This is a genomic window from Kitasatospora sp. NPDC001309, from assembly GCF_042896295.1.
Taxonomy (GTDB): Bacteria; Actinomycetota; Actinomycetes; order Streptomycetales; family Streptomycetaceae; genus Kitasatospora.
This window is the reverse complement of record NZ_JBIAXC010000003.1, coordinates 69,722-83,023: the sequence shown is the minus strand read 5'-3', so window position 1 is coordinate 83,023 and position 13,302 is coordinate 69,722. Positions and strand designations below refer to the sequence as shown.

The 13,302-nt window shown below is 73.3% G+C and carries 9 protein-coding genes; 1 reads left to right on the top strand and 8 read right to left on the bottom strand.

All coding sequences use genetic code 11. The features are described 5' to 3' along the window. Nucleotides 1-76: 76 nt before the first annotated feature. The 8 genes from ACFY2K_RS04335 to ACFY2K_RS04300 form a co-directional block, all read right to left on the bottom strand. The gene (locus ACFY2K_RS04335) at nucleotides 77-1,396 is read right to left on the bottom strand and encodes a flavin monoamine oxidase family protein (protein WP_387709530.1); all 1,320 of its coding nucleotides are present in this window, start codon (nucleotides 1,394-1,396) and stop codon (nucleotides 77-79) included. Then, entirely contained in the window at nucleotides 1,393-1,626 is a 234-nt protein-coding gene (locus ACFY2K_RS04330; protein ID WP_360237721.1) for a phosphopantetheine-binding protein, read from the bottom strand. The genes ACFY2K_RS04335 and ACFY2K_RS04330 overlap by 4 nt, the downstream gene beginning before the upstream one ends. A gap of 16 nt (nucleotides 1,627-1,642) precedes the next feature. Next, on the bottom strand, nucleotides 1,643-3,190 hold the full coding sequence (locus ACFY2K_RS04325) for an amino acid adenylation domain-containing protein (protein ID WP_387709528.1): 1,548 nt from the start codon (nucleotides 3,188-3,190) through the stop codon (nucleotides 1,643-1,645). Nucleotides 3,191-3,259: 69 nt separating this feature from the next. Beyond that, entirely contained in the window at nucleotides 3,260-4,528 is a 1,269-nt protein-coding gene (locus ACFY2K_RS04320; protein ID WP_387709526.1) for an MFS transporter, read from the bottom strand. A gap of 10 nt (nucleotides 4,529-4,538) precedes the next feature. Further along, on the bottom strand, nucleotides 4,539-5,993 hold the full coding sequence (locus ACFY2K_RS04315) for an adenylosuccinate lyase family protein (protein ID WP_387709524.1): 1,455 nt from the start codon (nucleotides 5,991-5,993) through the stop codon (nucleotides 4,539-4,541). 103 nt (nucleotides 5,994-6,096) lie between these two features. Continuing rightward, the gene (locus tag ACFY2K_RS04310) at nucleotides 6,097-7,971 is read right to left on the bottom strand and encodes an FAD/NAD(P)-binding protein (protein ID WP_380523198.1); all 1,875 of its coding nucleotides are present in this window, start codon (nucleotides 7,969-7,971) and stop codon (nucleotides 6,097-6,099) included. A 108-nt stretch (nucleotides 7,972-8,079) separates the two neighbouring features. Further along, complete coding sequence (locus ACFY2K_RS04305; RefSeq protein WP_380523200.1) at nucleotides 8,080-9,795, bottom strand: class I adenylate-forming enzyme family protein; 1,716 nt, start codon at nucleotides 9,793-9,795, stop codon at nucleotides 8,080-8,082. Further along, complete coding sequence (locus ACFY2K_RS04300; RefSeq protein WP_375887229.1) at nucleotides 9,788-11,128, bottom strand: KamA family radical SAM protein; 1,341 nt, start codon at nucleotides 11,126-11,128, stop codon at nucleotides 9,788-9,790. Before ACFY2K_RS04300 ends, ACFY2K_RS04305 begins: the two co-directional genes overlap by 8 nt. Before the next feature lie 567 nt (nucleotides 11,129-11,695). Here ACFY2K_RS04300 and ACFY2K_RS04295 point away from each other — a divergent pair. Next, a complete protein-coding gene (locus ACFY2K_RS04295; RefSeq protein WP_380523201.1) occupies nucleotides 11,696-13,279 on the top strand; it encodes a class I adenylate-forming enzyme family protein in 1,584 nt (527 codons plus the stop codon). Nucleotides 13,280-13,302 lie beyond the last annotated feature (23 nt).

The window sequence follows — 13,302 nt, the reverse complement described above, 5'->3', positions numbered from 1 at the left end:
GGGTGGGTGCCGGTACCGCGATCGGTACCGGCACCCACCACAGCGATGTGACGATATATCAGTCGCTCGGGGCCGGTCAGCCGGCCGGAGCGATCTCCTCCGCCGCCCGCAGGCCCGAGCGGATCGCGCCCTCCATCAGGCCGAAGAACTCGGTGCTGGTCTCCGTGCCGGCCCAGTGCACCCGGCCGAACGGCTCGGTCAGCTGCGGGCCCTGGGCCAGCCAGTCGCCCGGCCCGAACAGCGCGGCGTAGCAGCCGCGGCTGTACTCCTCGTTGACCCAGTCGGTGACGTGGTAGCCGATCGGCTCGGGCAGCTGCGGGAAGAGCCGCCGGGCCTGGGCCAGGACGGCGCTGCGCTGCTCCTCGGCGGGCAGGGCCGCGAAGGTCTTGGCCTCGCTGCCGGTGACGAAGCCGGTCAGGATGCCGACGCCCTCGCCGGGGGGCGAGTCGTCCACGGTGGACAGCAGCGGCCCGTCGGAGCTGACCGACCAGCCGGACAGCCCGTGGTCGCGCCAGAGCGGCTTGGGGTGGATCAGGTGGACCTTGACGGCGCAGCCCCGCGCGGTGACCTCGCTCGACCGCGGCGCGGGCAGCTCCGGCCGGAACTCGACGGTGTCGGCCAGCAGCGGCGGCAGCGCGATGACCACGCTGTCGCCCTCGTGCACGCCCTGGTCGGTGTGCACCCGGACCCGGTCGCCGATCTGCTCGACCAGGCGCACCGGCCGGGAGAGCAGCACCCGGTCGCCGAGCTTGTCGGCCAGCAGCTCGCTCAGCCGGTGCGCGCCGCCGTCGACCCGCTCCTCCTGGGCGCCGCCCTGGAAGGCGTTGAGGTAGCGGATGCCGCCGCCGGAGTTCAGGTAGAAGGCCATGTGCAGCACCGACACGTCGGCCGGGTCGGCGGCCATCATCTCGCCGAGGAACAGCGGGAAGAACAGCCGGGCGTCGGGGTGCTGGACGTTCTGCTCGATCCACTCGGCCACGGTGAGCCGGTCCAGCCGCTCCGCGTCCGGGGTGAGGTGCGGGGCGTCCGCGCGGACCGCCTTGGTGACCTCGTCCAGCAGGTCGAACATCTCGCCGAGGGCGATCGGGCTGAGCGGCGGGAAGCGGCCGTCGGTGCTCTCCGGGTCGCCGCCCAGGGAGAACCGGCTCCGGCCGACCATGGTGGTGGGCGCGGTGGCCAGGCCGAGGCGCTCGATCAGCGCCTTGAGCTCGGTGTGGCGCTCGCCGAGGTAGGCGGCGCCCGCGTCGGCCCACTGGCCGGGGGCGACCTCCAGGCCGTGGGTGCGGCCGCCGACCCGGTCGCGGGCCTCCAGGACGGTCACCTCGACGCCTCTGGCGGCCAGTTCGGTGGCGGCGGTGAGTCCGGCCAGGCCGGCTCCGACAACGATGACGCTCATCGGGCCGCACCTTCGATCAGCTTGGCCAGGGCGGCCGGGGTCGGGGCGTCGATGAACTCGGCGATGCCGAACTCCGCGCCGAACTCGCGGGCGACCCCGCTGAGCACCCGGGTGGCGAGCAGGGAGTCCCCGCCCAGGTCGAAGAAGTCCGAGTCGGCGGTCACCTGGTCGGATTCCAGGACCCGGCCGAAGATGCCGATCACGCTGTCGACGGTACCAACGGTGGACACGGTCATTCTCCTTGCGTCAGTTGCTGGTTGTGTACATCTGGTGGGTCCGGCGCCGGTCGACCTTGCCGCTCGCGGTGAGGACGAGTTCGGGCACGACGGTGATCCGGGACGGTACGAGGTGGCTGGGGCCCGACGTGCGCAGGTACCGGGCGAGCCCGGCCGCGAGGGTGTCGGCGTCGGCGTGCGGACGGGGTGTCACATAGGCGACCAGGACGGTGTGGTCGCCCAGCGCGGCGCCGGTGGCGGCGGCGGCCGCCACGTCCGGGTGGGCGCAGATCTGCGCCTCGACCTCGCCCGGGCTGACCCGGATGCCGCGGACCTTGAGCTCGTCGTCCAGGCGGCCCTGGTGGACGAGGACGCCGTCCGGCTCCCGGCGGACCCGGTCGCCGGTGCGGAAGTAGCGCCCCGGCGCGCCGGGCAGGTCGAGTTCGGCGAACCGCTCGGCGGTGACCTCCGGCAGGCCCCGGTAGCCGAGCGCCAGCCCGTCCCCGCCGATCAGCAGCTCGCCGTCCTCGCCGATCTGCTCCCGGACGTGCGGCAGCGCCCGGCCGATCGGGACGACCCGGGCGGCCCCCGCGGCGACGGCCGGGCCGGCGAGCGGTCCGTGCAGGTCGATCGCGTGGGTGACCAGGGTGGTCTCGGTGCAGCCGTAGGTGTTGACCAGGCGGACGGCGTCGGCGCCGGGCAGCGCGCACCAGTCGTCGATCCGGGCCGGCCGGGCCGCCTCGCCGCCGATGACGACGGTGCGCAGGCTCTCCGGCAGGGCGGCCCGCTCCTCGGTCAGGTGGTGGACGAACTCGTGCCAGAACGCCGTGGGCAGGTCCAGCAGGGTGATCCGGTGCCGCTCGACCATCCGCAGGAAGCGCGGGAAGGAGGCCGAGTAGGCGTCCGCGTCGAAGACCAGGGTCGCGCCGACGGTGAGCGCGGGCAGGATCTCCTCGAAGCAGGTGTCCCAGTTGAGCGAGGCGAACTGGAGCACCCGGTCACCGGGGGCGACCGCGAACAGGGTGGCCAGCGAGGCCACCGAGGCGCCGATCGCCCGCCGCGGGGTGACCACCGGCTTGGGCTGCCCGGTGGAGCCCGAGGTGAAGAGCAGGTAGGCGGGGGCGGCCGGGTCGGGCTCGGGCAGCCGGCCTTCCGGGAAGTCCTCGGGCTCCTCGCTGCCCGCGGCGTCGGACGGGTCCAGCACCGGCACCCCGGCGGGCAGCCGCCCGGGGTCCGCGGCGATCGCGACGCGGACCCCGGCGGCCGCCAGCAGCGCGGCCGTGCGCTCCGGCGGGAACGCCGGGTCGATCGGGCAGTAGGTGCCGCCGGCCGCGAGCACGCCGAGCAGCGCCGCCACGGTGTCCGCGGAGCGGGAGGTCAGCACGGCCACCGTGCCGCGGTCCGCGCCGAGCCGGGCGGCGATCCGCCGTACCCGGCGCTCCAGTTCGCCGTACGTCACGGTCGACGTGTCGTCGACGACGGCGACGGCGTCCGGGTCGCGCCGGGCGGTGAGCAGGAACCGGCGGAGGACGTCCACCTCGGCCGGGTCGTAGCCGGCCGGCCGGTTGTCGTCAGTCATGGGAAGCACCTCGGGTAGACGTGAACCTGGACGTGAACCTGGACGTGAGCGGGGCGCGTGGACGGTCGGTCAACGGCGCGCCGACCCGGAGACGGGCACCGGCTCGCTCCCGTCGCGCTGCCGGCGCCGCTCCTTGCGCTGCTGCACCTGGAGACCGGCGGTGGCGGCCACCGCGAGCACCATCACGGCGATGCCGTACACCGTCGCGGTGGACTTCAACCCGATGTGGCCCACGGCCACCCCGGCGGCGACGGCCGGCAGGCTGAACCCCAGGTAGCAGACGACGTACATGCTGGCGATCAGTTCGGCGCGGACCTCCGGTCCGGCGAGCGGCCCGACGGTCTGGAAGGCGCTCAGGAAGCCCGTCCCGAAGCCGTACCCGGCGATCACCGTGCCGACGAAGAACAGCGGGGTGGAGGCCGTGGCCAGGGCGCCCAGGGTGGCGCCGACCCCGACGAAGAAGGCCACGAAGCCGAGGGTCATGGTCTGCCGCGGCGGGTGGTTGCGGCGCAGCAGCGAGCCGACCGCCCCCGTCCCGGTCAGCGCGAAGATGACCAGGCCGCCGATGACGTGGTTGGAGATGTGCAGGATGCCGGCCGCGATCGACGGGCCGAGCGACATGTAGAGGCCGCCCAGCGCCCAGACCGCGAACAGGCAGGGCACCACCACCAGGAACATCGGCCTGGCCTCGCGCGGGATGCCCGTCCGCGGCATCAGCGAGGCCACCGCGCCCGGCCGGCGCGGCGAGGTCTCGGCGAGCGCGGGGACGCCCAGCGCGCAGAGCACGAAGGCCGCGAGCAGCAGGGCGTACACCAGGGTCTGCGGGTGCGGCGCGTACTGGACCAGCAGGCCCGCGCCGAGCGCGCCCAGCGCCAGGCCGACGATCGGCGCGGCGCTGTTGACCAGCGGGCCGAGCCGGGGCCGGTGCTGCGGGGCGAGGTCCAGCATCGCGGCGCTGGTCGCCCCGGTCGCGGCGCCGGTGGCCAGGCCCTGGGCGATCCGGGCGGCCATCAGCCAGGCGACGCCGTCGGCGCGGATGAACAGCGCCATGCTGGCCACCTCGACGACGAGCGCGCCGAGCAGCACCGGCTTGCGGCCGATGTAGTCGGACAGTCCGCCGACCACGAGCAGCGCGACCAGCAGCGCGATCGCGTAGGCCGCGAACACCTCGGTCAGGGTGATCGAGGAGAAGCCCCACTTCGCCTGGTAGACCACGTAGAGCGGGGACGGCGCGCTGGAGGCGAACAGCAGCAGGCACTGGGTGGTGGCGATCAGCCAGAACGCCACCGGGCCGTGCAGCCCGCGGGGGCGCACCGCCGGGGAGAGGTGGTCACTCATGCTGGCTCCTTCACGCGTGGTTCTCCTGGTGGCGCCGCAGCACGCGGTCCACCAGCTGTTCGGCGGCACCCAGGTAGCCCTCGGGGGCCAGCAGGTCCTGGACGGTGACGCCGGCCGGCAGCTTGGCCACCAGGTCCGAGCGGGCCTCCATCACCTCGGTGAACGAGGCAGTACCGGAGGCGGACCGGCGGGCGCACTCGGCCAGCAGCTTCTTCGCCTCGGCCTTGCCCAGCAGCGGGGCGAGGGCGACGTTCAGCCGCTCGGAGACGATCGAGCCGCCGGTGAGCGCCAGGTTCTCCCGCATCCGCTCCGGGAAGACCTCCAGGCCCTCGGCGAGCTCCACGGCCGTGTAGGCCGCGCCCGAGGCCAGCCGCAGCGCCTCGCGCAGCGGCTGCCACTCGGCGTGCCAGGCGCCGGGCGCCCGCTCGTCCTCGGCCACCATGCTCTGGGCCAGGATCAGCGCGTGGGCGGGCAGTTGACGCGCGGCCGCCATGATGAGGGTGGCCAGCACCGGGTTGCGCTTCTGGGGCATCGCCGAGGAGACGCCGCGGCCTGCGGCGGCCGGTTCGGCGACCTCGCCGACCTCGGTGCGGGACATCCCCTGGACGTCCAGGGCGAACTTCCCCAGCGTCCCGGTGACGGAACTGAGCACCCAGCCGAGGTCGTTCAGCGGGACGCGCAGGCTGTGCCAGGGGGCGGAGGGCTCGCGCAGGCCGAGTTCGGCGGCGAAGCGCGCCGCGAGCTCGATCCCGTGGCCGGGCCGGTCGGCCGGGGTGGCCCTGGCGTACTCCTGGTAGGCCGCCATCGTGCCGGCCGCGCCGCCCAGTTGGGCCGGCAGCAGGGCGACGGTGCGGTCGACCCGCTCGAGGGTGTCCAGCACCGAGTCCAGCCAGCCGGCCGCCTTCAACCCGAAGGTGGTGGGCACGGCGTGCTGGGCCAGGGTGCGGGCGGCCATCGGGGTGGTGCGGTGCTCGTCGGCGAGCTTCGCCAGCGCCGCGGCCACCCGGGAGAGGTTCTGCCGGATGTCCGCCAGCACTCTCGCGCCGAGCAGCATCGCGGCCGAGTCCAGGATGTCCTGGCTGGTGCTGCCGAGGTGCACGTACCCGGCGGCGGCGGGGTCGACGGCGGCGACCGCCGCCGTCAGCTCCCGGACCAGGACGACGACCGGGTTGGCGGCGCCGCGGGCCTCGGCGGCCAGCTCGGCGACGTCGATCCGGGCTCTCGCGGCGCCCTCGGCGATCGCTCCCGCCGTGTCGGCGGGTATCACGCCGAGGGACGCCTGGGCACGGGCCAGCGCGACCTCGGTCTCCAGCATCGCGGCGACCCATGCCTCGTCGCCCAGGGTTCGGAGCGCGTCGGTGCCCGCCCAGACCGGTGAGAGCAGTCCGGCGTCGACGCTCACCGGTGCGCGGTCACTGCCGCTCGGTCGGCGTACGGTCGAATCGGACGCGGCCTGTTCGGGCACTGCGCGGTCCTCCTTCTGGATGGTTCAACTCAGGACTTTCTCAAGGAACTTGTCGGTACGACCGGCGGCCGGGGCCACCGGGTGGTGCGGTGGAGCCCGGCGCTCAGAGGGTGACCCGCACCCGCGCCGCCGACGGCGAGCGCTGGCCCGGTTCGGCCGACAGGCAGGCCCGGGCGATCGCGTCGGCGTCGCCGAGGATCACCGAGTCGACCCCGGGCCGGATCCCGGCCGCGGTCGCCCAGTGCACCGTCTCGGTCGGCACCCCGAAGGCGTAGCGGTACGGGTGCACCCGGCCCGCCGCGTCGACCAGCCGGTACGGGCGCTCGGTGACCGTCAGCCCGCCGGTCTCGACGTGCCCGTCGGTGCCGGTGGGGATCAGGTACGGCCGGCAGGCCCGGCGGTCCACCAGGTTGCGGACCAGCGGGTCCTCGGTGGTCCGGATGTCCACCTCGGGCAGCCGCGCCTCGATCAGCGCGGTCACCTCGACCTCCCCGCCCGGGACGGACGTGGAGTCGACGGTGAACCCGGCCCCCGCCGGTGCGGGCGTGACCCGCATGCCGGGGGCGAGCATGGTCACCACGCCCGCCTCGACCAGGGCGATCAGCTCCTCGATCCGTCTGGGCGGCGGACCGATCGAGACGTAGGCGTTGAGCGGGGTGTACCAGGACTGCAGCTCGTCGCGGTAGGACTCGCCGGTGATCCCGGCGTGGTCGACCAGCAGGCGGACCTCGTTGCGCAGGTCGCGCATGACGTCCAGGGCCGCTTTCAGCGCCCCGCCGACGTTGCCGCGCCGGGCCTCCACCAGGTCCTGCCGCAGGTGGCCGAGCAGCCAGTCCTGGAACTCGACCCGGCCGAGGAACTTGCGCTCCCCGTACGGCCGGGCGATCGCGTCCCAGTCCCAGCGGTCGGCCGGCCCGAGGCCGAACCGGCCGAGCAGCTCCTCGTCGTCCGCGCCCGGCGGCCGGTCGCCGTACTCCCGCAGGAAGGCGTCGGCCTGCTCGCCGCCGCGCCGCTCGGAGATCAGCGCGTGGTAGTAGACCCCGGTGACCTCGCGGTCGACCAGCGGCCAGATGTGCCGGGTGAACTCGACCTCCGCGCCCAGCCGGCGCTGCTCGCGCAGCACGTTGATCCGTTCCATGGTGCGGGAGCCCGGCCAGTGGCGGCCGAAGGCGCCCTTCTGGTTCTCGCCGCGCGCGTGGTACGGGATGCCGCGCCGGGAGCCGGCGTACATCAACGGCTCCCGGCCGGACGGGCGGTAGCGCAGCCGCTCGCCCTCCCGGACGAAGGTGCCGCCGCGGCCGGCGGTCAGCAGCGTCAGGTAGTCGAAGAAGTTGAGCCCCAGTCCCCGCAGCGCGACCGGCTGGCCGGGGGCGACGAAGTCCAGGTCCGCCTCGGCCGGGTTGGTCGGCGGCAGGTAGCCGAGGCCCTGGGCCCGGGCGTAGCCCTCCAGGCCCAGTTCGCCCGCGCTCGGCGGCATGTCCAGGTGCCCCTGGGCCAGGACGACGCTGTCCAGCAGCAGTCCGCTGCCGTCGTCCAGGGTGACGATCTGCGAACCGTCCTCGGCCTCGGTCAGGCTGACCGCGGTGTTGCGGTGCAGCCGGATCGAGACGTGGTCGGGGGCCGTGCTGATCAGGCGGTCGAGCACCCAGACCAGGTAGTGGCCGTAGAAGGCCCGGGAGGGGTAGGAGTCCGGGCCGAGCTCCGCGGCCTCCTCGCTCACCCACCCCGGGTACTCCAGGGGCGCCAGCTCGATGTCCAGCTTCGCCCACTCGTACAGGCTCGGTCCCGGACGTATCGGGCCTTCGCAGGTGACGCTCGGGTCGGTGAACATGGTGACCTGCGACGCCACCGTGTTCATCAGCAGTTCGGTCGGCTGCGTGATGTCCCAGACCCGACCGCCGCTGCCGACGAACGGATCCACCACGTGGATCACGACCGGGTGGCCGCCCTCCGTCGCGTTGACGGTTAACCGTTCCACGACGGAGAGCCCCCGGGGACCGGCACCGATGACGCCGATCACACGTGTCTGCTTCTCTCCTGACATAGCTCTTCCTGGTAGCCGTGAAGGAGTGGAGGTGGAGCCGGACTACTGCTGGGCGGCATCGGCCGTCAGCGCGGTGGCGTAGCGGGTGCGCAGCTCGCGCTTGAGCACCTTGCCGGTGGGGCCGGTCGGGAAGTCGCCCTCCTGCTCGGCCACGAAGACCGCGGCCAGCTCGGCCAGGCCGGCCGCCGCCATGGCCTTGTTCGCCGCGTCGAGGATCCTGGCCGGGTCGGTGCCGAGCGCGCCCTGCTGGAGCCGGACCACGGCGATCGGCTGCTGGCCGTCACCGAGCGCGCCGGGCACGCCGATGACCGAACAGTCCATCACCAGGTCCTCGCAGTCGGCGATCAGCACCTCCTCCAGCGGGAGGCTGTAGACCGGGCCCGCGGCGGTGTTGATCACGTCGACCGTGCGGTCCAGGTGGTAGAACCGGCCGTCCTCGGTGCGGCGGGCGATGTCGCCGGTCAGCCAGTAGCCGGCCAGCTCGAAGCTGCTGGTCAGCTCCGGGTCGTTCCAGTAACCGGGGGTGCGGGACGGGGTCTTGACCGCGAGGTAGCCGACCGTGCCGTCCGGCACCTCGTTGCCGTCGTCGTCCAGGACGGCGGCGTGCTCGACCACCTCGACCGGCAGGCCGACGCAGCGGTCGTCGCGGGGCGTCTCCGGGGTGGTGACCTGCCCGAACAGCGCCATGCCCATCTCGGAGGAGCCCAGGCCGTCGACGAACCGGGAGCCGGGCAGCACCGCCTGGCCGGCGGCGCCCTCGGGGAGCAGCCAGGGCTGGATCAGGCCGGAGGGCCGCTCACCGAGCCGCACCAGCCGGCGGATGTGGCCGAAGTGCGCCGAGTCGCCGGTGTTGAACCAGGTGTGCACCTTGGCGGCGGCCTCCACCGGGGCCTCGCCGGTGGCGAGTTCGACGAAGGTGCGGGCGAACGAGGCGACCATGGTGGGCTGGAAGGCCTTCATCACCGGCTCCACCGCGGTGCGCCGCCAGTCGCCCATGGTCAGGGTGGGCAGGCCCAGCAGGATCGTGGTGAGCAGGTAGCTGAGACCGCCGGCGTGGGTGTGCGGCATCAGCGACAGCAGCCGGTCGTACGGCTCGGCCGGGAAGCGCACCATGCGCGTCTCCTTGCCGACCCAGAACTGGCGGTGGGCCACCATGGTGGACTTGGGGGTGCCGGTGGTGCCGGAGGAGTGGATCAGCCCCACCACGTCCTCGGCGGCGTGCCGGAACGGGTAGACGTCCGGGAGCGTGCCCGACTCGGGGTCGTGCGCGCGGATCTCCGCGGACGGCACGATGAACCGGGGCCGCGGCTGCCCGGGCTTGTAGGCCGCCGAGATCAGCCGCGGGTCGTCCGCGACCAGGCCGACCACGCCGACGTGGTCCAGGTAGCGCTTGGCCGTCGCGATCGGCATCGCGTCGTTGACCAGCGCCGGGACGGCGCCGAGCGCGGTGAGCGCCAGGAAGTGCAGGATCGGCTGGAGGCCCTCGGCGATGTAGAGCGCGACCGGCTCGCCGGGCCGCACGCCGTTCGCCCAGTACCAGCGGGCGTACTGGTCGCGGATGGCCGCCAGCTCGTTCAGGCTGTACCCGCGCAGCGCGACCTGCCCGCGCTCGTCCGTCCGGTGGCTGTAGACCAGCGGCACGTCGGTGTTCGGGTTGTACTTGAGGGCGTACTCCAGGAAGTTGCCGGCCCCCAGGTCGGGATCGACCAGGAACTTCTGCCGCACCGGGAGCGGCGCGATGGGGCTGAGGTCACTCATGGGAGCTCCTGGTGCTCGGGACGGTTTCCGACACTGCGACGTGGGAGCGCCACCACTCGCGCCCCGCCTCGCCGAGGGTCTGGATCGGGTCGTAGTACTCGTACGACTTGGCGAGCGCGTACGGGTCGTCCTGTTCCAGTGAGGTCACGTAGTTCTTGGACCAGTACGAGATGCCGCGCTCACGGTCGTAGTGCTCGGTCTGGTGCACCCAGCGCTTGCCGACGAACGGCACGTCGCAGACCAGCCGGGGCGTGGCGAAGCCCGGCAGGTACCCCATGACCGCCTGCTGCAACGCCTGGGTCTCCCACAGGGCGAGGCGCCAGTGCTCGGCGTTCGGGATCATGTCGCAGAGGTAGAAGTAGTACGGCATCACCCCGGCGCCGTCGAGCAGCGCGAAGCACAGGTCGAGCAGCGACTCGGGGGTGTCGTTGACCCCGCGCAGCATGACGCCCTGGTTGCGCACGTCGCGCACACCGAGGTCGAGCATGCTCCGGGCGGCCCGCGCGTTCAGCGGGGTCACCTGCTGCGCGGAGTTGGTGTGGGTGTGCACGGCCAGGCTGACGCCGCGCTCGCGCGCGGTGGCGGCCAGTCGGCCCATGGTGCGCTGGGCGTCGTCGCTGAGCCAGTGCTGCGGCAGGTCCATCAGCGCCTTGGAGGCCAGCCGGATGTCCCGGATGTGGTCCAGCTCCAGCAGCGCCGAGACGAAGGACTCCAGCCGGGGCCACGGCACGTTGGCCACGTCGCCGCCGGAGACCACCACGTCGCGGACGGACGGCGTCCGGCGCAGGTAGTCCAGCATGGCGTCGTGGCGGTCGGCCTGCTTGACCGTGAACTTCAACTTGAGGATCTGCGGCGTCGAGTTGCCGACCAGGTCCATCCGGGTGCAGTGCCCGCAGTACTGGGGGCAGGTGGAGACCAACTCGGCCAGCACCTTGGTCGGGTAACGGTGGGTCAGTCCCTCGACCACCCACATCTCCGCCTCGTGCAGCGAGTCCCGCGAGGCGTAGGGGTGCGAGGGCCACTCCGGGTCCCGGTCGGAGAACACCGGCAGCATGTGCCGGCGCACCGGGTCCGCGTACATGCTCTCGGCGTCCGGTTCGGCGTGCGGCACCATCATGCTGAGCACGTACGGCGGCAGCAGCAGCGACATGGTCGCCCGCTCCGCCTGGTCGCGCTCCACGTCGAGGTAGAACTCCTCGGACAGCAGGTCGCCGTAGGCCGCCCGGAGCTGGCGGACGTTCTTCACGCAGTGCACACGCTGCCACTGCGGATCGTGCCACTCCTGCTCGGTCACCTCGCGCCAACCGGGGATCCTCCGCCAGTCGGGCTCCACCAGGGCTCTGTACCGATATGAGTAAGGCTGTTGCAACACACTTCCCCCGCAACATCGGTGTAGTGGGAAAAACCGGCGCGGTCGTGACATGGGAAGGAGCGGCCCGAAGCCGCCCGTCGGAAATCCCGTCAGGAAAGTGAGTGAAAGTCGCTCGGAGCCGAGGAGATACGGCTCGCTCAATCCCCCGTGTCACGGCACAGCTCGGTGCCTTGCCGGGATTGATCCTGCGCCGTCCGGGAGCGGCGATCAAGCACGATTCCCGAATCGATCCATCAGCCCACCAGATCGTTGCAGGTCAGCGGTTCTGCGCCGCTCCCCCCTCCGTGAGCGACAGCACATACTGTTCACATTCGCCCACTCCCGCCCTCCCGGGGAGCTCCTGACGGACAGTGCGGCCGCCGCCACCGGGTGGCCTACCCGTTCGGGTACCCCCGTAGTACAGCCCGCCCGGGCGCACCACCGACCTGCCCGAACACGCCTGTTCCGCGCCGTCGGCGACCAGAAGACTCCAGGTGTCAGGTCAACGGCTGGCCGCCGGGTTCGGCGGGGCGGTGAGGAGAGGGCGGCATGGTGACTGCGGGCGGGGCCTGGTGGTCGGACGCGGGCGGCTACGTGCCCGAGGTGCTGGAGGCGCTGGCGGCGCACCCCGACAAGGTGGTGCTGCGCTACCCGGGTACGGAACTGACCGCGGCGGACTACCTGCGGGCCGTCACCGGCACCTACCGCACCCTGCGGGCGAACGGCGTCGGGCGCGGCACCGTGGTCGCCGTGCTCACCGCGCCCAACAGCCCGGACATGCTCGGCGTGCGGCACGCCGCCCACCTGGCCGGCGCCGCGGTCTGCTACCTGCGCTCCACCAACCCGGGCACCAGCACGGCCATGCTGCCGCTCGCCGACCAGCTCGGCATCGTGCGGGACACCGGGGCGAGCGTGCTGTACGCCGACCGGACCAGCGCGGCGCGGGCCGCCGAACTGGCCGAGCGCTCCGGCGCGGTCCTGGTCGGCCCCGGACAGGACGGGTCCGCCGGGACGGCGCCCACCGACGACCCCGGGGCCGTCGCCCCGGCGTGCGGGGAGCCCGACGACCTGGCGGTCATCATGTTCACCAGCGGCAGCACCGGTCGCCCCAAGGGGATCCGCAAGTCGCTGCGGTCCTGGGAGGGCACCGTGCGGATCGCGGTCGACACCCCCGCGGAGGCCCCCGAGATCACGGCGCTGTTCAGCACCCCGCTGAGCCACAGCGCCGGGCTCCTGGTCGACGGCGCCCTGGCGGTGGGCGGCAGCGTCGTGCTGCTGCCGGAGTTCGACGCGCGGCAGGTGGTGCGCGCCGTCGTCGAGCACCGCGTCACCCGCACCTTCATGGCCACCACCCAGCTGTACCGGCTGCTCGACCACATCGACGACCTGGGCCACCGCGACGCCTGGTCGGCCGGACTGGCCGGCCTGCGGAGCCTGAGCTACAGCGGGACGTCGGCGGCGCCCAGCCGCCTCGCCGCCGCGCACGAGGTGTTCGGCCCGATCCTGCTGCAGCTCTACGGCACCACGGAGAGCGGCCGGATCAGCTACCTCGACCCGGCCGGGCACGCCGACGCCGGCCTGGCCGCCACGGTCGGCCGGGTCTTCCCCGAGGTCGAGCTGGAGGTGTGGGACCCGGACACCGGGGTGCGGCTGGCCGACGGCCAGGTCGGCGAGATCCGGATGCGCTCCCCGCAGCTCATGGACGGCTACCTCGACCCGGCCCTGGACGCCGGCGTGCTGCGCGACGGCTGGTACCGCACCGGCGACATCGGCTACCGCGACGACCGCGGCCACCTCCACCTGCTCGACCGGGTCTCCGACGTGGTCAAGGTCGACGGGGTGAAGATCTACCCGGCCGTGGTCGAACGCGAGTTGCTGACCGTCCCCGGCGTCGCCCTCGCGGCCGTCTACGGAGTGCGCGACGCCGACGGCACCGAGCACCTCCACGCCGCCCTGACCTGCCGCCCCGGCACGCCCGTCGACCCCGAGACGGTGCGCAAGCACATCAGCGCCGACCTCTCGCCGGCCCTGGCCCCCGAGCTGGTCCTGGTGCTCGACGAACTCCCCATGAACCCGACCGGCAAGCCCGACAAGGCGCGGCTGCGCGAGTACAGCGCCGCCGCCACCGCCTGAGGCACCGCGCCGGCCCGACTCCC

Excerpts from the sequence above, each read along its gene's own strand:
- ACFY2K_RS04320 (WP_387709526.1), bottom strand. The coding sequence starts at position 4,528 with ATGAGTGACCACCTCTCCCCGGCGGTGCGCCCCCGCGGGCTGCACGGC.
- ACFY2K_RS04305 (WP_380523200.1), bottom strand. The coding sequence starts at position 9,795 with ATGAGTGACCTCAGCCCCATCGCGCCGCTCCCGGTGCGGCAGAAGTTC.
- ACFY2K_RS04335 (WP_387709530.1), bottom strand. The coding sequence starts at position 1,396 with ATGAGCGTCATCGTTGTCGGAGCCGGCCTGGCCGGACTCACCGCCGCC.
- ACFY2K_RS04325 (WP_387709528.1), bottom strand. The coding sequence starts at position 3,190 with ATGACTGACGACAACCGGCCGGCCGGCTACGACCCGGCCGAGGTGGAC.
- ACFY2K_RS04295 (WP_380523201.1), top strand. The coding sequence starts at position 11,696 with ATGGTGACTGCGGGCGGGGCCTGGTGGTCGGACGCGGGCGGCTACGTG.